The organism is Agrococcus sp. ProA11, assembly GCF_039880525.1.
Classification (GTDB): Bacteria; Actinomycetota; Actinomycetes; order Actinomycetales; family Microbacteriaceae; genus Agrococcus; species Agrococcus chionoecetis.
This window is the reverse complement of sequence record NZ_CP156989.1, coordinates 1,713,644-1,734,483: the sequence shown is the minus strand read 5'-3', so window position 1 is coordinate 1,734,483 and position 20,840 is coordinate 1,713,644. Positions and strand designations below refer to the sequence as shown.

At 67.2% G+C, this 20,840-nt stretch carries 15 protein-coding genes and 3 rRNA genes; all 18 read left to right on the top strand.

What is annotated here, in order from left to right; translation table 11 throughout:
- Window positions 1-20: 20 nt before the first annotated feature.
- Window positions 21-707 carry an SIMPL domain-containing protein gene (locus ABG090_RS08365; protein ID WP_347754027.1) on the top strand — a complete coding sequence of 229 codons (687 nt, stop codon included), beginning with the start codon at window positions 21-23 and terminating at the stop codon, window positions 705-707.
- Window positions 708-717: 10 nt separating this feature from the next.
- The gene (gene argC, locus ABG090_RS08360) at window positions 718-1,764 is read left to right on the top strand and encodes an N-acetyl-gamma-glutamyl-phosphate reductase (RefSeq protein ID WP_347754026.1); all 1,047 of its coding nucleotides are present in this window, start codon (window positions 718-720) and stop codon (window positions 1,762-1,764) included.
- On the top strand, window positions 1,761-2,924 hold the full coding sequence (argJ, locus tag ABG090_RS08355) for a bifunctional glutamate N-acetyltransferase/amino-acid acetyltransferase ArgJ (protein ID WP_347754025.1): 1,164 nt from the start codon (window positions 1,761-1,763) through the stop codon (window positions 2,922-2,924). The genes argC and argJ overlap by 4 nt, the downstream gene beginning before the upstream one ends.
- Window positions 2,914-3,882 carry an acetylglutamate kinase gene (gene argB / locus ABG090_RS08350; RefSeq protein WP_347754024.1) on the top strand — a complete coding sequence of 323 codons (969 nt, stop codon included), beginning with the start codon at window positions 2,914-2,916 and terminating at the stop codon, window positions 3,880-3,882. The genes argJ and argB overlap by 11 nt, the downstream gene beginning before the upstream one ends.
- Window positions 3,879-4,808 carry an ornithine carbamoyltransferase gene (argF, locus tag ABG090_RS08345; protein ID WP_347754023.1) on the top strand — a complete coding sequence of 310 codons (930 nt, stop codon included), beginning with the start codon at window positions 3,879-3,881 and terminating at the stop codon, window positions 4,806-4,808. The genes argB and argF overlap by 4 nt, the downstream gene beginning before the upstream one ends.
- On the top strand, window positions 4,805-6,250 hold the full coding sequence (argH, locus tag ABG090_RS08340) for an argininosuccinate lyase (protein WP_347754022.1): 1,446 nt from the start codon (window positions 4,805-4,807) through the stop codon (window positions 6,248-6,250). The genes argF and argH overlap by 4 nt, the downstream gene beginning before the upstream one ends.
- Before the next feature lie 9 nt (window positions 6,251-6,259).
- On the top strand, window positions 6,260-7,582 hold the full coding sequence (gene tyrS / locus ABG090_RS08335) for a tyrosine--tRNA ligase (protein WP_347754021.1): 1,323 nt from the start codon (window positions 6,260-6,262) through the stop codon (window positions 7,580-7,582).
- 697 nt (window positions 7,583-8,279) lie between these two features.
- Window positions 8,280-9,802: ribosomal RNA gene (locus tag ABG090_RS08330) — 16S ribosomal RNA — on the top strand.
- Window positions 9,803-10,204: 402 nt separating this feature from the next.
- Window positions 10,205-13,315: ribosomal RNA gene (locus ABG090_RS08325) — 23S ribosomal RNA — on the top strand.
- A 112-nt stretch (window positions 13,316-13,427) separates the two neighbouring features.
- A 5S ribosomal RNA gene (gene rrf / locus ABG090_RS08320) occupies window positions 13,428-13,544 on the top strand.
- Together the 16S, 23S and 5S rRNA genes form the textbook arrangement of a ribosomal RNA operon.
- Window positions 13,545-13,677: 133 nt before the next feature.
- Window positions 13,678-14,667, top strand: a complete 990-nt coding sequence (locus ABG090_RS08315; RefSeq protein ID WP_347754020.1) for a hypothetical protein — start codon at window positions 13,678-13,680, stop codon at window positions 14,665-14,667.
- A complete protein-coding gene (locus tag ABG090_RS08310; RefSeq protein WP_347754019.1) occupies window positions 14,583-15,635 on the top strand; it encodes a hypothetical protein in 1,053 nt (350 codons plus the stop codon). The genes ABG090_RS08315 and ABG090_RS08310 overlap by 85 nt, the downstream gene beginning before the upstream one ends.
- Entirely contained in the window at window positions 15,635-16,657 is a 1,023-nt protein-coding gene (locus tag ABG090_RS08305; RefSeq protein WP_347754018.1) for an HAD-IIA family hydrolase, read from the top strand. Before ABG090_RS08310 ends, ABG090_RS08305 begins: the two co-directional genes overlap by 1 nt.
- Before the next feature lie 233 nt (window positions 16,658-16,890).
- On the top strand, window positions 16,891-17,232 hold the full coding sequence (locus ABG090_RS08300) for a hypothetical protein (protein ID WP_347754017.1): 342 nt from the start codon (window positions 16,891-16,893) through the stop codon (window positions 17,230-17,232).
- A gap of 29 nt (window positions 17,233-17,261) precedes the next feature.
- Window positions 17,262-17,414, top strand: coding sequence for a hypothetical protein (locus tag ABG090_RS08295; RefSeq protein ID WP_347754016.1), 153 nt, complete (start codon window positions 17,262-17,264; stop codon window positions 17,412-17,414).
- 11 nt (window positions 17,415-17,425) lie between these two features.
- Window positions 17,426-18,208: a TlyA family RNA methyltransferase gene (locus ABG090_RS08290; RefSeq protein ID WP_347757559.1), complete on the top strand. Its 783-nt coding sequence runs from the start codon at window positions 17,426-17,428 to the stop codon at window positions 18,206-18,208.
- Window positions 18,205-19,107: an NAD kinase gene (locus tag ABG090_RS08285; protein ID WP_347754015.1), complete on the top strand. Its 903-nt coding sequence runs from the start codon at window positions 18,205-18,207 to the stop codon at window positions 19,105-19,107. Before ABG090_RS08290 ends, ABG090_RS08285 begins: the two co-directional genes overlap by 4 nt.
- Window positions 19,104-20,825, top strand: a complete 1,722-nt coding sequence (recN, locus tag ABG090_RS08280) for a DNA repair protein RecN (RefSeq protein ID WP_347754014.1) — start codon at window positions 19,104-19,106, stop codon at window positions 20,823-20,825. The genes ABG090_RS08285 and recN overlap by 4 nt, the downstream gene beginning before the upstream one ends.
- The last annotated feature ends 15 nt before the right edge of the window (window positions 20,826-20,840 follow it).

Genomic DNA, 20,840 nt, shown 5'->3' with positions numbered 1-20,840 from the left:
GCCGGGGTAGCATCCGCAGCATGGTGGAGATCACGGTCTGCGGCGAGGCGGTCGAGCGCGCGAGCGCAGAGCGCGCCACGGTCACGGTGCACTCGCGCTGGGGCGCCTCGAGCGCCGAAGCCGCAATGCGGGTGGTGGCCGACGCGCACGAGCGCCTGGTGGCGGAGGCGACCTCGCACGTCGACGCCGGTGCGGCCGAGTCCTGGCAGGCCGACCGCGTCGGCATCTCGCACAGCCAGGAATGGGTGGGCGAGGGCGAGCCCCGCCGATCCGTCTACACCGCCTCCGCCTCCGTGACCGTGCGCTTCATCGACTTCGAGGCGCTCGGCATGTGGATCGGCCGGGTCGGGATGCACGACGTGCACGAGGTGGGCGGCATCCAGTGGTCGCTGTCGGAGCAGACCGAGCGCGATCGCGCTCGCGCCGCCCGAACGCGCGCGGTCGCCGATGCGGTCGAGCGCGCCGCGGACTACGCGGCGGCCGCGGCCCTGGGCGCGCCGGTGGTCGACAGCATCCAGGAGCCCGGCACGACACCCCCGGTTCCGCTCGCGCGCGGCGTCCGCATGGAGGCGATGGCGCTCGCCGGTGCACCCGGCGCCGCGCCCGCCATCTCGTTCGAGGCGGGCGTGATCGAGGTGCATGCGGCAGTGGAGGTGCGGTTCGTGGCAGAGCCGCTGCGGCACATGCAGGGATCGACAGCCCAGTAGCCTGGAGAGCATGAGCCTCTCCGTCGCCGTCGCAGGCGCGAGCGGATACGCAGGTGGCGAGCTGCTGCGGCTGCTCGCGCAGCACCCCGAGCTGGAGGTGCGCACGGTCACCGCGCACTCCAATGCCGGGCAGCCCCTCGTCTCCGTGCACCCCAACCTGCGATCCCTCGCCTCCCTGACCTTCCAGGAGACCACGCCGGAGGTCCTCGCAGGCCACGACGTCGTCTTCCTCGCGCTGCCGCACGGGCACTCCGGCGCGCTCGCTGCCCGGCTGCCGGAGTCGACGCTCGTGGTCGATGCGGGCGCCGACCACCGGCTGGAGAGCGCCGATCAGTGGCAGGCCTTCTACGGCTCCGAGCACTCGGGCACCTGGCCCTACGGCATGCCGGAGCTGATCCTGGCCGATGGTGGACGCCAGCGCCGTGAGCTCCGAGCCGCGCGGCGAATCGCGGTGCCCGGCTGCAACGCCACGGCCGTCACCCTCGCGCTCGCGCCCGGCGTCGCCGCCGGCATCGTCGACACCACCGAGATCACCTCGGTGCTCGCTGTCGGATCGTCCGGCGCCGGTCGCGCCGCGAAGACCCACCTGCTGGCTGCCGAGCTCACCGGATCGGCCACGCCCTACGGGGTCGGCGGCACGCACCGCCACCTGCCGGAGATCGCGCAGAACCTGCGAGCCGCCGGCGGCGGCGACATCCGCCACTCGTTCACCCCCGTGCTCGTGCCGATGGCGCGCGGCATCCTCGCGACCGTGACCGCGCCGCTCGTCGGCGATGCCACGGCCGAGCAGGTGCGCTCCGCATGGCTGACCGCCTACGGCGACGAGACGTTCATCCACGTCACGGATGCGGGCCACTACCCGCGCACGGCGGATGTCGTGGGATCGAACTCGGTGCACCTGGGCATCGGCCTGGACGAGGCCGCCGGCCGCGTCGTGGTGATCGCCGCGATCGACAACCTCGGCAAGGGCACCGCCGGCGCGGCGATCCAGTCGGCGAACATCGCACTCGGCTTCAACGAGGATCTCGGGCTCTCCATCGACGGAGTCGCGCCGTGAGCGTGACCGCTGCCGCCGGATTCCGCGCCGCAGGCGTCGCAGCCGGGTTGAAGTCGACCGGCGCCCTCGACGTGGCGCTGGTCGTCAACGACGGCCCGCTCTCGGCCGCCGCGGGCGTCTTCACGGCCAACCGCGCCAAGGCGAACCCCGTGCTGTGGAGCGAGCAGGCGCTGCGGTCCGGCAGCGCTCGCGCGGTGATCCTCAACTCCGGCGGCGCCAACTGCTTCACCGGATCCTTCGGCTTCCAGACCACGCACCAGACCGCGGAGCGCGTCGCCGAGCGGTTGGCGATCGGCGCCATCGACGTGCAGGTCTGCTCGACCGGGCTGATCGGCATCGGTGACGAGACGTTCCGCCAGGGCGTGCTGGCGGGGGTCGACGCGGCCGCGGCGGCGCTCGCCGACGACGAGGCGGCGGGTCTGCGCGCGGCCCAGGCGATCATGACCACCGATTCGGTGCCGAAGCAGGCGGTCGCCACTGGCGCCGGATTCACGGTCGGCGGCATGGCGAAGGGCGCCGGCATGCTCGCGCCGGGCCTTGCGACCATGCTCGTCGTCATCACCACCGACGCAGTCGCCGAGCCCGACGTGCTCGATCGCGCGCTGCGCGCGGCGACGCGCGTCACCTTCGACCGCCTCGACTCCGACGGCTGCATGTCGACGAACGACACCGTGCTGCTGCTCGCCTCCGGCGCCTCCGGCACCGCGGCCGACGAGGCCGAGCTCACCGCCACGGTGGCGGCCGTGTGCGACGACCTCGCGCAGCAGCTGCAGCTCGACGCCGAGGGCGCGAGCCACGACATCACCATCGAGGTGCGCTCCGCCGCCACCGAGGACGACGCCGTGACGGTTGCCCGCTCGGTCGCCCGCTCCAACCTGTTCAAGGCGGCGATCTTCGGCAACGACCCGAACTGGGGGCGCGTGCTGGCCGCGATGGGCACCACCGATGCGGCCTTCGACCCGTACGTCGTCGACGTCACCTTCAACGGTGTGCGCATGTGTCACGCCGGCACGCCCGATCGGCCCCGCGACGAGGTGGATCTGACGCCGCGCGCGACCCATATCGGCATCGACCTTTTCGCGGGAGAGGCGACCGCCAGCATCCGCACCAACGACCTCACCCACGACTACGTGCACGAGAACTCGGCCTATGCGAGCTAGAGCAGGGGACGTCGCCCACAAGGCCGAGACGCTCATCGAGTCACTGCCGTGGCTCGAGCGATTCCGCGGCGCGACGATGGTCGTGAAGTACGGCGGCAACGCCATGGTCAGCGACGAGCTGCAGCGCGCCTTCGCCGAGGACATGGTGTACCTCCGCCACGTGGGCATCTCGCCCGTGGTGGTGCACGGCGGTGGCCCGCAGATCAGCGAGGCGCTGCGCATCCACGGGATCGAGAGCGAGTTCCGCGGTGGCTACCGCGTGACCAGCCGTGCGGCCATGGATGTCGTGCGGATGGTGCTCACGGGCCAGGTGGCGCGCACGCTCGTCTCGCTCATCAACCGGCACGGACCGCTCGCGGCGACGCTCTCCGGCGAGGACGCGGGGCTCTTCACGGGTCGCCGACGCGGCACCGTGGTGGACGGCGAGGACATCGACCTCGGCCAGGTCGGCGACGTCGTCGCCGTCGATCCGACGCCCGTGCAGCGGCTGCTCGACGCGGGGCTCATCCCGGTCGTCTCCTCGATCGCGCCCGACGGGGACGCGCCGGGGGAGTCGCTCAACGTGAACGCCGACGCCGCCGCCGCAGCGCTCGCGGCGGCGCTGGGCGCGCAGAAGCTCGTCATCCTCACCGACGTCGAGGGGCTCTACCGCGACTGGCCCGACCGGGGCTCGCTCATCAGCGAGATCACCGACGTCGAGCTCGAGGCGCTGCTGCCGAGCCTGGAGTCGGGGATGATCCCGAAGATGCAGGCGTGCCTCACCGCCGTGCGCGCTGGCGTGCCGAAGGCGGCGATCATCGACGGCCGCGCGCCGCACTCGATCCTCGCCGAGATCTTCACGACCGCCGGCTCCGGCACCGAGGTGGTGCGGGCATCCGACACCGCGGCTCCCGACATCGCATCCCCAGATAGCACCGCACTGCCACAGACCCCGATCTCCGACAAGGAGCACGCATGACGCGCCACTTCCTCCGCGACGACGACCTGAGCCCCGCCGAGCAGCGCGAGGTGCTCGAGCGAGCCGTGCGCATGAAGCGGGATCGCTGGGCCGAGCGCCCGCTCGAGGGCCCGCAGACGGTCGCGGTCATCTTCGACAAGTCGTCGACCCGCACGCGGGTCTCGTTCCACGTCGGCATCTCCGACATGGGTGGTTCGCCGCTCATCATCTCGACGGCCTCGAGCCAGCTGGGCGGCAAGGAGACGGCGGCCGACACCGCCCGCGTGCTCGAGCGCCAGGTCGCGGCCATCGTCTGGCGCACCTATGCGCAGGCGGGCCTCGAGGAGATGGCGGCGACCACGACGGTGCCGGTCGTGAACGCGCTCTCGGACGACTTCCACCCGTGCCAGCTGCTCGCCGATCTGCTGACGATCCAGGAGCACAAGGGCGAGCTCGCCGGGCTCACGGTCGCCTTCGTCGGCGACGGCCGCTCGAACATGGGGCAGTCCTACCTGCTCGCCTGCGCGACCGCGGGCATGCACGTGCGCGTCGGCTCGCCCGCCGAGCACTCGCCCGAGCCCGACGTCGTCGCCGACGCCCAGCGGATCGCGGCCGAGACCGGCGGCAGCGCCGTGGTCGTGAGCAGCGCATCCGAGGCCGTCGCGGATGCCGACGTGGTGGTCACCGACACCTGGGTCTCGATGGGCAAGGAGGACGAGAAGGCCGAGCGGGTCGCCACCTTCGGCGACTTCAAGGTCGATCAGGCGCTCATGGATCAGGCCAAGCCCGACGCGGCCTTCATGCACTGCCTGCCGGCGGATCGCGGATTCGAGGTGGCGGCGGATGTCATCGATGGCCCGCAGTCGATCATCTGGGACGAGGCGGAGAACCGCCTGCACGCGCAGAAGGCGCTGCTCGCATGGCTCCTCGAGCAGGCAGACGCATGAGCGCCGAGCAGGGTCAGCCCGGCCGCGGCGCCACCGAGGGCTCGCACGGCACCAACGAGGGGTCGCTGTGGGGCGGCCGCTTCGCCTCGGGGCCGAGCCCCGAGATGGCGAGGCTCTCGAAGTCGACGCACTTCGACTGGCGGCTCGCGCAGCTCGACATCCGCGGCTCCAAGGCCCACGCGACCGCGCTGCACGCCGCCGGCCTGCTCGACGACGAGCAGCTGGCAGCCATGCGCAGCGCGCTCGACGAGCTGAGCGAGCGGGTGCGCACCGGCGCCTTCGCCGCGGCGGAGTCCGACGAGGATGTGCACGGTGCGCTCGAGCGCGGGCTCATCGAGATCGCCGGGCCCGACCTGGGCGGCCGCCTGCGCGCCGGCCGCTCGCGCAACGACCAGATCGCGACGCTCGTGCGGGTGTGGATGCTCGAGGAGACCGAGGAGGTCGCTCGCGGCATCCGCGCCGTCATCGAGGCGCTGCGGATGCAGGCCGACGCGCACCCCGACGCACCGATGCCGGGACGCACGCACCTGCAGCACGCGCAGCCGGTGCTGCTCTCGCACCACCTGCTCGCGCACGCGTGGCCGCTGCTGCGCGACCTCGAGCGGCTCGCCGACTGGCGGCTGCGCGCGGGGGAGTCGCCCTACGGCGCGGGGGCACTGGCCGGCTCCACCCTCGGGCTCGATCCCGCGCTCGTCGCGCGCGAGCTCGGCCTCGCGACGCCCAGCCCCAACTCGATCGACGCCACGGCGGCGCGCGATGTCGTGGCAGAGCTGACCTTCGTGCTGACCATGACGGCCATCGACCTCTCGCGCCTCGCCGAAGAGGTCATCTTCTGGTCGACCCGCGACGTCGGCTTCGCCAAGCTGCACGACGGCTTCTCGACCGGCTCCTCGATCATGCCGCAGAAGAAGAATCCCGACATCGCGGAGCTGGCGCGCGGCAAGGCGGGCCGACTGATCGGCGACCACGTGGGGCTCCTGGCGACGCTGAAGGCCCTGCCGCTCGCCTACAACCGCGATCTGCAGGAGGACAAGGAGCCGGTCTTCGACGCGGTCGATCAGCTGCAGGTGCTGCTGCCCGCCTTCGCGGGGATGGTGGCGACGCTCGACTTCGACGAGGCGCGGATGCGCGCGGGTGCGGCGGCCGGCTACGCGCTCGCGACCGACGTGGCCGAGTGGCTCGTGCGCCGCCGCGTGCCGTTCCGCGATGCGCACGAGATCTCGGGCGAGCTCGTGCGGCTGTGCGAGCAGCGCGGCATCGAGCTCGATGAGGCGAGCGACGAGGACTATCGCTCGATCTCCGAGCACCTGACCCCGGAGGTGCGCGAGGTGCTCACCGTCGACGGCGCGATCGCCTCTCGCTCCGGCATCGGTGGCACGGCCGGCACGGCGGTCGCGGCGCAGCGCCGCGCGCTGGACGAGCGGCTCGAGCGGCTCGGGTAGATTTGTCGAGTGATCGAACCCGCCGCCATCCAACTCGACCCAGCATTCGACAGTGTCTGGGACGAGCTGCAGTATCGCGGCAGCGTGCATGTCTCCACCGATCCCGAGGCACTCGCTGAGGCCCTCGCGGGCGAGCCGATCACCTTCTACTGCGGCTTCGACCCGAGCGCGCCGAGCCTGCACCTCGGCAACCTGGCACAGCTGATCATCATGCGGCGCCTGCAGCTCGCGGGGCACCGGCCGCTCGCGCTCGTCGGCGGTTCGACCGGGCTGATCGGCGACCCGAAGCCGACGAGCGAGCGCCAGCTGAACGAGCGAGAGACCGTCGCCGAGTGGGTCACCTACCTGGGCGAGCAGACGATGCGCTTCCTCTCCGCCGAGGGCGACAACGCGGTGCGGCTCGTGAACAACCTCGACTGGACGGCGCCGATGTCGACCGTCGACTTCCTCCGCGAGATCGGCAAGCACTTCCGCGTCGGCACGATGCTGAAGAAGGACGCCGTCGCCTCGCGCATGGAATCCGACGAGGGCATCTCCTACGCCGAGTTCAGCTACCAGGTGCTGCAAGGGCTCGACTTCCGGGAGCTCTACCTGCGCTACGGATGCACGATGCAGCTCGGCGGCAGCGATCAGTGGGGCAACCTCACCGCCGGCACCGAGCTGATCCGCAAGGCGGAGGGCGCGCACGCGCACGCGTTCGGCTCGCCCCTCATCACCGACGCCGACGGGAAGAAGTTCGGCAAGAGCGAGGGCAATGCTGTCTGGCTCGATCCGAAGCTCACGACGCCGTATGCGATGTACCAGTTCTGGCTCAACCAGGACGACGCGATCGTGGTGCAGCTGCTGAAGTCGTTCACGTTCCTGCCCTCGTCCCGCATCGAGCAGCTGGCGCAGGTGACTGCCGATGCGCCGTTCCGGCGCGAGGCGCAGCGCGAGCTGGCGATCCAGGCGACGACGTTCATCCACGGCCCCGAGGCGACGCAGCAGGCGATCGATGCTTCGCAGGCACTGTTCGGATCGGGCGATCTCGGTGCTCTCGACGAGCCGACGCTGGCTGCCGCGGTGGCTTCGCTCGACAAGCACGCGACCGCCACCCCTGATGCGCCGGTGCTGCAGCTGCTGCTGGAGACAGGGCTGGTCGACACGCTCTCGGACGGCCGGCGCGCGATCGCGCAGGGCGGGGTCAGCGTCAACAACGAGCGCATCGACGACGCCGCGGCCACCCTGGAGGGGCGACTGCTGCACACCAGATTCGCGATCCTGCGACGCGGCAAGAAGACACTCGCAGGTGTCGACACCGCGATCGACGCGAACACCACGACGGGGGCCTGAGGGCCCCCGTCGCCGTTTTACGCAGAAAGACGGCGAGACACGCCCGGGATGCAGGCGTTTTGCGCACCACGGGCTGCCTGCCTGTAATGTTTCTACCTGTCACCCCAAAGACGCAGAGCCGAGAGGCCAGCGGATCAAGAGGGACCACCTCCTCGCCGCAAGGCACCGCGCAGTTTGCGTGCTGAGCCGGACAGCGAGTATGGTGACAATCCACTTCAATGGTGAAAGTGCGGAGCGCACGTCGGCAGCAACAGCAGCCGGCAGCGCGACACGCCGACTTGACAGTCGCTCCGGATCGCGTAACCTAGACAGGTTGCCACAACCCGGAACGAACTCGAAAGCCAGGCAGAAGCCGACTTGACAGTCACTCCGGATCGTGTAACCTAGACAGGTTGCCACGAACCGGGACTGAAGATCCGGTGGGAGTCAAGCTCCGCACGGCGTGTCGAATTGACACTCGCCAGGAAGTGGTTACGATAGAGAAGTTGCCTCGGCGCTGACCCGGAAGGGAAAGCACGAGAGCGTCCGATCCTTGAGAACTCAACAGCGTGCACAATGTCAAATGCCAAATTATTAACTCGTCCTGTCTTCGGACAGAACGATTCCTTTGGATAAGACAGATTGTCAGTAGACAGTCTATTTTGTCAGCATCAAACTCGCTGCCATCCGGTTTTCCCCGGTTGGTACGCAACTTTTCTTTACGGAGAGTTTGATCCTGGCTCAGGACGAACGCTGGCGGCGTGCTTAACACATGCAAGTCGAACGATGAAGGAGGAGCTTGCTCCTCTGGATTAGTGGCGAACGGGTGAGTAACACGTGAGCAATGTGCCCTTGACTCTGGAATAAGCGCTGGAAACGGCGTCTAATACCGGATACGACCCTCGGAGGCATCTCCAGGGGGTGGAAAGAACTTCGGTCAAGGATCAGCTCACGGCCTATCAGTTAGTTGGTGAGGTAACGGCTCACCAAGACGACGACGGGTAGCCGGCCTGAGAGGGTGACCGGCCACACTGGGACTGAGACACGGCCCAGACTCCTACGGGAGGCAGCAGTGGGGAATATTGCACAATGGGCGCAAGCCTGATGCAGCAACGCCGCGTGAGGGACGACGGCCTTCGGGTTGTAAACCTCTTTTAGCAGGGAAGAAGCGAAAGTGACGGTACCTGCAGAAAAAGCACCGGCTAACTACGTGCCAGCAGCCGCGGTAATACGTAGGGTGCAAGCGTTGTCCGGAATTATTGGGCGTAAAGAGCTCGTAGGCGGTTTGTCACGTCTGCTGTGAAATCCCGAGGCTCAACCTCGGGCTTGCAGTGGGTACGGGCAGACTAGAGTGCGGTAGGGGAGATTGGAATTCCTGGTGTAGCGGTGGAATGCGCAGATATCAGGAGGAACACCGATGGCGAAGGCAGATCTCTGGGCCGTAACTGACGCTGAGGAGCGAAAGCATGGGGAGCAAACAGGCTTAGATACCCTGGTAGTCCATGCCGTAAACGTTGGGAACTAGATGTGGGGACCATTCCACGGTCTCCGTGTCGTAGCTAACGCATTAAGTTCCCCGCCTGGGGAGTACGGCCGCAAGGCTAAAACTCAAAGGAATTGACGGGGGCCCGCACAAGCGGCGGAGCATGCGGATTAATTCGATGCAACGCGAAGAACCTTACCAAGGCTTGACATATACGAGAACGCACTGGAGACAGTGAACTCTTTGGACACTCGTATACAGGTGGTGCATGGTTGTCGTCAGCTCGTGTCGTGAGATGTTGGGTTAAGTCCCGCAACGAGCGCAACCCTCGTCCTATGTTGCCAGCACGTAATGGTGGGAACTCATGGGATACTGCCGGGGTCAACTCGGAGGAAGGTGGGGATGAGGTCAAATCATCATGCCCCTTATGTCTTGGGCTTCACGCATGCTACAATGGCCAGTACAATGGGCTGCGATACCGTAAGGTGGAGCGAATCCCAAAAAGCTGGTCTCAGTTCGGATTGAGGTCTGCAACTCGACCTCATGAAGTCGGAGTCGCTAGTAATCGTAGATCAGCAACGCTACGGTGAATACGTTCCCGGGCCTTGTACACACCGCCCGTCAAGTCATGAAAGTCGGTAACACCCGAAGCCGGTGGCCTAACCTTTTGGAGGGAGCCGTCGAAGGTGGGATCGGTAATTAGGACTAAGTCGTAACAAGGTAGCCGTACCGGAAGGTGCGGCTGGATCACCTCCTTTCTAAGGAGCATCTCGCCGGCACAGCCGGCGCAGAGCCACTTCGGTCGCATACGTCGACCGGTGGTCAGCTCATGGGTGGAACATTGACATTGGCACTCGATTGATCGAGTCCAGCTCAGTACAGCTGCTTAGGCAGCTCGGAACCGCGGGACTCAGGAGATCGGGTGCATGCACGCTGTTGGGTCCTGAGGGACCGGACGGCGCCTTTTGGCGTCGGAAGAACCCTCGGACCGGCCGGCTGACGCGCATAGCGCTGAAGTCGTCGGTACCGACCGTAAATTGAGAACTACACAGTGGACGCGAGCATCTTAGATTCGAGCTTCGGCTCGGATCACAAGATCTAATAATTAGATCATTGGTCAGCAGCCTTCGGGCTGCCGATTAACCAATACTCATGTATGTGGTCAAGTTTCTAAGAGCAAACGGTGGATGCCTTGGCATCTGGAGCCGATGAAGGACGTAGTAATCTGCGATAATCCTCGGGGAGCTGATAAACGAGCTTTGATCCGAGGGTCTCCGAATGGGGAAACCCCGCTGGGCAGCGTGCTGACCCAGTGACTCCCGCCTGAATATATAGGGCGGGTAGAGGGAACGTGGGGAAGTGAAACATCTCAGTACCCACAGGAAGAGAAAACAACAGTGATTCCGTAAGTAGTGGCGAGCGAACGCGGAAGAGGCTAAACCGATCGTGTGTGATAGCCGGCAGGCGTTGCACGATCGGGGTTGTGGGACATCTCAGTTGATCTGCCGATCAGCAAACGTTACAGACCGCGGTAGGCGAAGGACTTGGAAAGGTCCATCACAGAGGGTGACAATCCCGTAGCCGAAACTGCGCAATGGCGTGAGGTTCATCCCAAGTAGCACGGGGCCCGAGAAATCCCGTGTGAATCAGCCAGGACCACCTGGTAAGCCTAAATACTCCCAGATGACCGATAGCGGACAAGTACCGTGAGGGAAAGGTGAAAAGTACCCCGGGAGGGGAGTGAAATAGTACCTGAAACCGTTTGCTTACAAACCGTTGGAGCAGCCTTGGTAGCTGTGACAGCGTGCCTTTTGAAGAATGAGCCTGCGAGTTAGCGATATGTGGCGAGGTTAACCCGTGTGGGGTAGCCGTAGCGAAAGCGAGTCTGAATAGGGCGATTCAGTCGCATGTCCTAGACCCGAAGCGAAGTGATCTATCCATGGCCAGGTTGAAGCGAGGGTAAGACCTCGTGGAGGACCGAACCCACTTAGGTTGAAAACTGAGGGGATGAGCTGTGGATAGGGGTGAAAGGCCAATCAAACTTCGTGATAGCTGGTTCTCTCCGAAATGCATTTAGGTGCAGCGTTGCGTGTTTCTTGCCGGAGGTAGAGCTACTGGATGGCCGATGGGCCCCAAAAGGTTACTGACGTCAGCCAAACTCCGAATGCCGGTAAGTGAGAGCGCAGCAGTGAGACGGTGGGGGATAAGCTTCATCGTCGAGAGGGAAACAACCCAGACCACCGACTAAGGTCCCCAAGCGCGTGCTAAGTGGAAAAGGATGTGAAGTTGCTTAGACAACCAGGAGGTTGGCTTAGAAGCAGCCACCCTTGAAAGAGTGCGTAATAGCTCACTGGTCAAGTGATTTTGCGCCGACAATGTAACGGGGCTCAAGCACGCCACCGAAGTCGTGGAATTCGTACAACAGCTCGGCAGCTTGTCTGTCCAGGCGTACGGATTGGTAGGAGAGCGTCGTGTGGCGAGTGAAGCGGCGGAGTAATCCAGCCGTGGACGCCACACGAGTGAGAATGCAGGCATGAGTAGCGAAAGACTGGCGAGAAACCAGTCCTCCGAAAGACCAAGGTTTCCAGGGTCAAGCTAATCTTCCCTGGGTAAGCCGGGACCTAAGGCGAGGCCGACAGGCGTAGTCGATGGACATCAGGTTGATAATCCTGAGCTGACGAAAAACCGCCCAAGCTAAACCAGTAATGCTAAGAGTCTGAATCCTTGGACCGATCCCTTCGGGGTGACGTCCTTGGCCTAGCACTCGACCCTATGCTGGGGCGGCTAGCGTATTAACAGGTGTGACGCAGGAAGGTAGCAGAACCGGGCCGATGGTTGAGTCCGGGTAAGCCGTAGGGCGTGGGATAGGCAAATCCGTCCCACATTAAGCCTGAGAGCTTTGCCGAACCCTAGAGGGAAGTCTGTGATCCTATGCTGCCAAGAAAAGCATCGACGCGAGGTTTTAGTCACCCGTACCCCAAACCAACTCAGGTGGTCAGGTAGAGAATACTAAGGAGATCGAGAGAATCGTGGTTAAGGAACTCGGCAAAATGCCCCCGTAACTTCGGGAGAAGGGGGGCCTGAGGCGTGACGGCACTAGCTGCCCGAGCGTTTGAAGGCCGCAGAGACCAGTGGGAAGCGACTGTTTACTAAAAACACAGGTCCGTGCGAAGACGCAAGTCGATGTATACGGACTGACGCCTGCCCGGTGCTGGAAGGTTAAGAGGAAGGGTTAGCGTAAGCGAAGCTCAGAATTTAAGCCCCAGTAAACGGCGGTGGTAACTATAACCATCCTAAGGTAGCGAAATTCCTTGTCGGGTAAGTTCCGACCTGCACGAATGGCGTAACGACTTCCCAGCTGTCTCAACCGCGAACTCGGCGAAATTGCACTACGAGTAAAGATGCTCGTTACGCGCAGCAGGACGGAAAGACCCCGTGACCTTTACTACAGCTTGGTATTGGTGTTCGGTGTGGCTTGTGTAGGATAGGTGGGAGACTGTGAAGCTCGGACGCTAGTTCGGGTGGAGTCATTGTTGAAATACCACTCTGGTCACTCTGGATATCTAACTTCGAACCGTAATCCGGTTCAGGGACAGTGCCTGGTGGGTAGTTTAACTGGGGCGGTTGCCTCCCAAAAAGTAACGGAGGCGCCCAAAGGTTCCCTCAACCTGGTTGGCAATCAGGTGTCGAGTGTAAGTGCACAAGGGAGCTTGACTGTGACAGTGACAACTGGAGCAGGGACGAAAGTCGGGACTAGTGATCCGGCAGTGGCTTGTGGAAGCGCTGTCGCTCAACGGATAAAAGGTACCTCGGGGATAACAGGCTGATCTTGCCCAAGAGTCCATATCGACGGCATGGTTTGGCACCTCGATGTCGGCTCGTCGCATCCTGGGGCTGGAGTAGGTCCCAAGGGTTGGGCTGTTCGCCCATTAAAGCGGCACGCGAGCTGGGTTTAGAACGTCGTGAGACAGTTCGGTCCCTATCCGCTGCGCGCGTTGGAAGTTTGAGAGGATCTGACCCTAGTACGAGAGGACCGGGTTGGACGAACCTCTGGTGTGTCAGTTGTTCCGCCAGGAGCACCGCTGATTAGCTACGTTCGGGATGGATAACCGCTGAAAGCATCTAAGCGGGAAGCCGGCCTCAAGATGAGACTTCCATGCCTTCGGGCGAGAGGCTCCCAGCTAGACTACTGGGTTGATAGGCCGGATGTGGAAGTGGGGACTACAGACCCATGAAGCTGACCGGTACTAATAAGCCGATGACTTGATAACATATATATGAGCTTGCTGCTCGCGTCCACTTTGTGGTTCTCGATGTACGGTCGAGAACCGCAGCCCTTCGCTGCAATGCGAAGAGCTGTGCAGATCGAAACATCAATAGTGTTTCGGCGGCCATAGCGAGAGGGAAACGCCCGGTCACATTCCGAACCCGGAAGCTAAGGCTCTCAGCGCCGATGGTACTGCAGGGGGGACCCTGTGGGAGAGTAGGACACCGCCGGACTTCTTTTGGAAAGGGGCCCCAGATTCGTCTGGGGCCCCTTTTTTCATTTGTCCCCACCAATGAGAGCATGGAGCCATGAACGACGAGGCAGACCGCAACTCCGGTCGGGACCACGACCGCCGCCGCACATCCGGTGACGCAGGTCGACCACCCGGGGACGGGGATCGCCGATTCGGCGATCGCAAGCCTCCGCGCGACGGCGACCGCCGGCCTCCTCGTGACGGCGAGCGTCGCTTTGGCGACCGTGACTCGCGTCCGCAGCGCGATGGCGATCGTCGTCCCGCCGGCGACAGCGAGCGCAAGCTCCGCCCCGGTGACCGCGGCTATCGGCCCGACGGTGCTCGGCCCTCGAGCGAGGGCGATCGTCGCCCGCAGCGCGATGGTGACCGCCGCCCGCAGCGCGATGGCGATCGTCGTCCAGCGCGTGATGGCGACCGTCGCTTCGGCGACCGCGACCAGCGTCCACAGCGTGACGGCGACCGGAAGTTCGGCGACCGGAAGCCCCAGCGTGATGGTGAGCGTCGCTTCGGTGACCGCGACCAGCGTCCGCAGCGTGACGGCGACCGGAAGTTCGGCGACCGGAAGCCGCAGCGTGATGGTGAGCGTCGTTTCGGTGACCGCGATCAGCGCCCGCAGCGCGACGGCGAGCGTCGCTTCGGCGACCGCGACCAGCGTCCGCAGCGTGACGGCGACCGGAAGTTCGGCGACCGGAAGCCGCAGCGTGATGGTGAGCGTCGTTTCGGTGACCGCGATCAGCGCCCGCAGCGCGATGGCGAGCGTCGCTTCGGCGACCGCGACCAGCGTCCGCAGCGTGACGGCGACCGGAAGTTCAGCGACCGGAAGCCCCAGCGCGATGGCGAGCGCCGCTCCAGCGACCGTGACCGACGCCCCCAGCGTGATGGCGAAGGCTTCGGCCGCGGCGATCAGCGTCGTCGCGACGATCAGCGCGAGCGCAACCAGGGTCCGCAGCGCGACGCCGCGCGTCCGGGACGCGACTTCGAGCATCGAGGCGACGGCTCAGGCGAGAGCTTCAAGCAGGTGCGCGATGACGACTTCATCGCGCCCGACCTGCCCGAAGACATCCAGGCCGAAGATCTCGACATCGGCGCCCGCGCGCAGCTGAAGACGCTCACGAAGGACAACGCCGATTACGTTGCGAAGCACATGGCCCGGGCATCCGAGCTGATCGACGAGAATCCTGAGCTGGCGCACCAGCACGCGCTGGCCGCGGCCCGACGCGCCGGCCGCATCGGCGTGGTGCGCGAGACGCTCGCGATCACCGCCTACCAGCTGGGCGACTTCACGCTCGCGCTCCGCGAGCTGCGCACGTATCGACGCATCACGGGTCGTGACGACCAGGTGCCGCTGATGGCCGACTGCGAGCGCGGCCTGGGCCGTCCCGAGAAGGCGCTCGAGCTGGCGCGCTCCGTCGACGCGTCCACGCTGGAGGCAGCGGTGCGCGTCGAGCTCGCGATCGTCAAGTCCGGCGCGCGCCTCGACCTCGGCCAGAAGGATGCCGCGCTCGAGGAGCTGCGGATCCCTGAGCTGCGGCGCGACAAGGCCTTCGAGTACAGCCCGGCGCTGTTCGCGAGCTTCGCCGGCGTGCTCGAGGAGCTTGGGCGTGACGACGAGGCGGCGGAATGGTTCGCGCTCGCCGACCGTGCGATCGAGGCACTGGAGGCAGCGATGGCTCCCGGCGAGCTCGAATCGATGGGCATCGTCACCGAGCGGCTGGAGACCGACGACGCCGAAGAGGACGAGGGCGTCGAGTTCGACGGCTCGCTCGAGGGCGTCGAGGACGCGAGCGCCGTCCAGGGCGCCGCGGTCGAAGCAGCAGCCGTGCCGGAGCCGGATGCGACGGTCGAGGCCGCTGCGTCGGAGTCGGCTGCGTCGGCGGAGAGCGCTGCGTCCACGCCCGAGGCTGCGTCCACGCCCGAGGCTGCGTCCACGCCGGACGCCGGCGCCCCGGATGCCGTGGCGTTCGACGAGGCCGACGCCCTGTTCGGCGACGCGCTCTTCGGTGACGACCTGGTCGCAGACGACACGGCGGGGGAGGCCGACCCCGCGCAGCGCGACGGCGACGATCGCTGATGGGGCTGTTCCGCAGGACGCCGCAGCAGGAGCCCACGCCGATCGACGGCGTCGACTGCCTGTACCTCGATCTGGACGGCGTCGTGTACAAGGGCCCGGACGCGATCCCGCATGCCGTCGAGAGCATCCGCAGCGTCGGTGTGCGGTCGGTCTACCTGACGAACAACGCCTCTCGCACCGATGCCGAAGTCGCGGAGCACCTGTCGTCCTTCGGGCTCGAGGTCGGTGCGGATGACGTCGTGACGAGTCCGCAGGCCGCGATGCGGCTGCTGGCAGCGCACCTGGAACCCGGCGACCCCGTGCTCGTGGTCGGCGGCGCCGGCATCGTCGTGGAGGTCGAGGCGTGCGGCTGGCAGGTCGTGCGCACCGCCGCGGAGCAGCCGAAGGCGGTCGTGCAGGGCTTCCACCCCTCGGTGGGCTGGCGCGAGCTCGCCGAAGCCTCGTTCGCGCTGCATACGGGCATCCCCTGGGTCGCCACCAACGGCGACTGGACGATTCCGGTCGCCGGCGGTATCGCGCCGGGCAACGGCACCCTGGTGTCTGCCGTCCACACCGCCGTGGGACGCCTGGCGGAGTTCGCGGGCAAGCCCGAGCGCCACATGTACGACGTGGCGACCGAGCGCTATGGCGCCGCAGCGCCCCTGATGGTGGGCGACCGACTCGACACCGACATCCTGGGCGCGCGCCGTGCAGGCATCACCTCTGCCATGGTGCTCACGGGCGTCGACCGCGGCGCCAGCCTCATCGGTGCCGACGCGTCGATGCGCCCCGACCACATCATCGAGGACCTGCGCGGCCTCGCGGAGCCGATCGCGCCGCTGCGCGAGACGCTCGAGACGTCGACGCGCGACACCTACTTCGAGGTCGGCAGGGCGGCCGTGCGCCGCAGCGGCATCGACATCACGCTGGTGCGCGCCGGCGAGCGGCCCGTCGACACGATCCGTGCAGCCTGCGCCGCCGTGTGGAGCGCCGACCGGCCCGTGCTGGGGCTGCGCATCGCCGACGAGCTGCTGGCGCTCTGAGCAGTCGGCCCTCCGAGCAGTCGGCCCTCTGAGCCGCGGCCGCAGAGCCTGCCTTGCGCCTCCCTGAAACCGGGGTCTTGATGCGCCCATCGGGCGTCGGTACTGTGCGGCTACGCCCGGACCATCCGGCCTGGCGTCCGCAGGGAGCTCGGCATCAGGTCGGGAGATGAGATCGGGCCGAAGCCTCGATCGACCGGGGATCCAGCCGGGTCTCCGAACGGGAGATGATCCTGATGCCCTTCGTCTGGAACAAAGAAGTCACGTCCTACAAGGTGGATGTCTTCGCCGCCAGCACGCTCAGCTACGACCGGAGCATCAGGCTGGAGCTGGTCGATGGCGACACGGTCGCGGTCAGCTTCCCGGGCTCGCCACCCAGCGACTACGTCTCGATCGGCAGCAGCTTCCATCAGGTGCAGCTGGCCTCGCACAAGTTCGACGAGATCTATCACATGCTGCAGACCGAGAATCCCGTGTACTTCACTGCCTACGAGACCGGGTCGCCCGCGATCCGATTCGTGGGATTCAGCACCTCGACCGAGTCGGTCGGAGAGGGCTTCGTCGACAGCGACGCCTGAGCGGGCTTCGATTCGCTAGCCTCGCTCCTATGACCGAAGCGCAGGACTCCGTGGACGACGCCACCGACGGGCTCGTCGACGAGCTCGAGCTGCTGGAGCAGCAGCCGCTCGACGAGCGCGCCGGTCAGCTCGCCCGCATCCACGATCGGCTGCAGTCCGAGCTCGGCGCGGTCCGAGCGTGACGGACGGCCCGCTGCCGATCCGACTCGACCAGGCGCTGGTCGAGCGCGGCCTCGCCCGCAGCCGCACGCAGGCGCAGCAGCACATCGCGGCCGGGCTCGTCTCGGTCGACGGTCGCGGCGTCCTCAAGCCCAGCCACAGGGTCGGACCGGACACCGAGCTCTCGATCGAGGGCGGCGACCCGTGGGTCTCGCGCGCCGCGCACAAGCTGCTCGCCGCGCTCGACACGTTCCAGGTCGACCCGGCAGGTCGCGTCGCGCTCGATGCCGGCGCCTCCACGGGCGGCTTCACGCAGGTGCTGCTCGCGCGCGGCGCCGCGCACGTGACCGCGCTGGATGTCGGCCACGGCCAGTTCCAGCTCGATGTCGACGCGCATCCCGTCACCCTCATCGAGGGGCAGAACGTGCGCGATCTCCAACCCGGCTCGCTGGACCCTGCACCGTCGATCGTCACCGCCGACCTCTCGTTCATCTCGCTCTCGCTCGCGATCGGCCCGCTGGCCGGCGTCGCTGCGGCGGATGCCGACTGGATCGTGCTGATCAAGCCCCAGTTCGAGGTCGGTCGCACAGGCGTGCGAGAGGGCATCGTGCTCGACCCGACGCTGCGCGCGCAGGCCATCGAGCAGGTGCTCTGGGCCGCGTGGGATGCGGGCCTCGGCACCGCGGGCCTCATGGGCAGCCCGATCGTCGGCGGCCGCGGCAACATCGAGTACCTCGCCCACCTCTCGGCGAGCACCGGGACGAATCCGACAGAATGGCTGGAGGAGTCCGTCAGGCTGTCGAAGGAGGCGTGGTGAGCGATCGCAGGTTCCTGCTCGCGTTCCACCCCGGACGCGCGGCGGCCGTCGAGGCAGCCGCCACGATCGCACGGCGACTGCTCGCGGAGTCGGTGACGCCGGTGGTGCTCGCGGAGGATCGCGCGGTGCTGCTCGAGGTCCGTGACGGGCTGGACGCGGTCGAGCCCTATGGCGAGCCGCACCTGCCGGAGATCGAGCTGATCATGACGCTGGGCGGCGACGGCACGATCCTGCGCGCCGCCGAGCTGCAGCGCGCCATCGACGCGCCCCTGCTGGGCATCAACCTCGGGCACGTGGGCTTCCTCGCCGAGGCCGAGGTCGCCGACACCGCAGAGGTCGTGGAGCGCGCACTGCGCCGCGACTACGAGGTCGAGCACCGGCTCGTGCTGCGCGTGCGGGTGTTCCAGGGCGACACGCTCATGCACGAGACCTGGGCGATCAACGAGGCCTCGATCGAGAAGGCCGGGTCCGGCCGCATGATCTCGACCCTGCTGGAGATCGACGGGCGCCCGATCTCGTCGTACGGCACCGATGCGGTGCTGCTGGCGACGCCCACCGGCTCCACCGCCTACTCCTTCTCCGCCGGCGGCCCGATCGTGTGGCCGACCGCCGAGGTGCTGCTGATGGTGCCGCTGGGCGCACACGCGCTCTTCACGCGGCCCCTGGTGGTCGCGCCGACCTCGACGATGTCGGTCACGATCGCCGACGACTCCTCGAGCCCCGCGATGCTGTGGTGCGACTCGCGGCGCTCGTTCGGCCTGCCGCAGGGCTCGCGCATCGAGGGCACGCGCGACGAGCGCCCGCTGCGCCTCGCGCGCCTGTCTCGCGCGCCCTTCGCCGACCGATTGGTCGCCAAGTTCCACCTGCCCGTCGAGGGCTTCCGGCGGAAGCGCGCATGACGCGACTCGACGAGCTCACGATCCGCTCGCTGGGCGTGATCGACGAGGCACGGGTGCCCTTCGGCCCGGGCTTCACCGCGATCACCGGCGAGACCGGCGCGGGCAAGACGATGGTCGTGCAGGCGCTCGCGCTGCTGCGCGGGGAGCGCGCCGATGCCGGTGTGATCCGCGCCGGTGAGGACCGCGCCGCCGTGCAGGGCGTGTGGGTGGTCGACGATGCGGACGCCGTCACGCTCGTCGAGGACGCCGGTGGCAGCCTCGACGAGGACGAGCTGATCCTCGGCCGTGCGCTCTCGCGCGGGCAGGACGGCGCCGCTCGCTCTCGCGCCCAGGCCGGGGGAGCCGCGGTGCCCGCCGGGCTGCTGCGTGAGCTCGCCGACCGGCTGGTGGCTGTGCACGGCCAGGCCGATCAGCAGCGGCTGCGGTCGGCGGATGCGCAGGCGGCAGCGCTCGATCGCGCCGCCGGGCCCGCCCTGCAGTCGCTGCTGGCGGAGTATCGGCAGGAGCACGCGGCGTGGCTCGAGGCGCGCGAAGCGGCCGAGCGCATCCGCACCCAGCACGACGCCCGAGCCGAGGAGGCTGCCGCGATCCGCGCCGACCTCGAGGAGCTCGAGGCCTTCGACCCGCAGCCGGGGGAGCAGCAGGAGCTCGCCGCGATCGCGAACCGACTGGAGCACTCGGAGGGTCTGCGTGCTGAGCTCGCGGAGGCGCACGCGGCGCTCGCGGGCGACGATGCGCTCGAGGCCGTGACCCCGGGTGGCATCGCGCAGGGCGCCATCACGCAGGCCGGCGTCGCCCGGCGGCTCGTCGAGCGCGCCGCCGGCGACGATGCGGCGCTCGCGGAGTCGCTGGAGCTGCTCGTGCAGGCGGATGCGCTGCTGCAGGAGGCATCCGCATCGATCGTCAAGGCGCTGGATGACCTCGAGCGCCCGGAGCGCAGCCTCGACGAGGTGCAGGACCGGCGCGCAGACCTCTCCGGTCTCGAGCGCAGGCTCGGGCGCCCGCTCGATGTGGCGCTCGAGCAGGCGCCGCAGGCCGCGCTGCGGCTCGTGGAGCTCGAAGGCGACGACCAGGAGCTCGCGCGCCTCGCCGACGAGGAGCAGCGGCACCTCGACACGGCGACGACGATCGCCGATCGCCTGACCGAGCTGCGCCGGGCAGCGGCCCGCGCGCTCGAGGACGCGGTCGGGGCCGAGCTGCAGGCGCTCGCGATGCCGAACGCCAGGCTGGTGGTCGAGATCGAGCAGAGCGACACGCTCGGCGCCAACGGTCGCGATCGCGTGACGATGCTGCTCGCACCCCACCCGGGCGCGACCCCGCGCCCGGTGCAGAAGGGCGCTTCGGGCGGCGAGCTGAGCCGCATCATGCTCGCGCTCGAGGTGGCGCTCGCCGACGAGAGCGTGCCGACCATGGTCTTCGACGAGGTCGACGCCGGCGTCGGCGGCGCCGCGGCGATCGAGATCGGTCGGCGCCTCGCGCGGCTGGCCGAGCACTGCCAGGTCGTCGTCGTCACGCACCTCGCGCAGGTCGCGGCCTTCGCCCAGCAGCACGTGCGCGTCGAGAAGGGCACCGACGGCCGCATCACCGCATCGCAGGTCACCCGGGTCGATGGCGACGCGCGGCTCGCCGAGCTCGCCCGCATGCTCTCGGGCACCGCATCCGAGACCGCACTCGCCCATGCCCGCGAGTTGCTCGAAGATGCGCGCGTGGTGGGATAGGCTCGAAGCCCGTGA

What these genes read in the sequence shown, in the direction of transcription:
- ABG090_RS08305 (WP_347754018.1), top strand. Translation starts at nt 15,635, where the DNA reads ATGGGGCTGTTCCGCAGGACGCCGCAGCAGGAGCCCACGCCGATCGAC.
- ABG090_RS08300 (WP_347754017.1), top strand. Translation starts at nt 16,891, where the DNA reads ATGCCCTTCGTCTGGAACAAAGAAGTCACGTCCTACAAGGTGGATGTC.
- ABG090_RS08365 (WP_347754027.1), top strand. Translation starts at nt 21, where the DNA reads ATGGTGGAGATCACGGTCTGCGGCGAGGCGGTCGAGCGCGCGAGCGCA.
- argH (WP_347754022.1), top strand. Translation starts at nt 4,805, where the DNA reads ATGAGCGCCGAGCAGGGTCAGCCCGGCCGCGGCGCCACCGAGGGCTCG.
- recN (WP_347754014.1), top strand. Translation starts at nt 19,104, where the DNA reads ATGACGCGACTCGACGAGCTCACGATCCGCTCGCTGGGCGTGATCGAC.
- argB (WP_347754024.1), top strand. Translation starts at nt 2,914, where the DNA reads ATGCGAGCTAGAGCAGGGGACGTCGCCCACAAGGCCGAGACGCTCATC.
- argC (WP_347754026.1), top strand. Translation starts at nt 718, where the DNA reads ATGAGCCTCTCCGTCGCCGTCGCAGGCGCGAGCGGATACGCAGGTGGC.
- argF (WP_347754023.1), top strand. Translation starts at nt 3,879, where the DNA reads ATGACGCGCCACTTCCTCCGCGACGACGACCTGAGCCCCGCCGAGCAG.
- ABG090_RS08295 (WP_347754016.1), top strand. Translation starts at nt 17,262, where the DNA reads ATGACCGAAGCGCAGGACTCCGTGGACGACGCCACCGACGGGCTCGTC.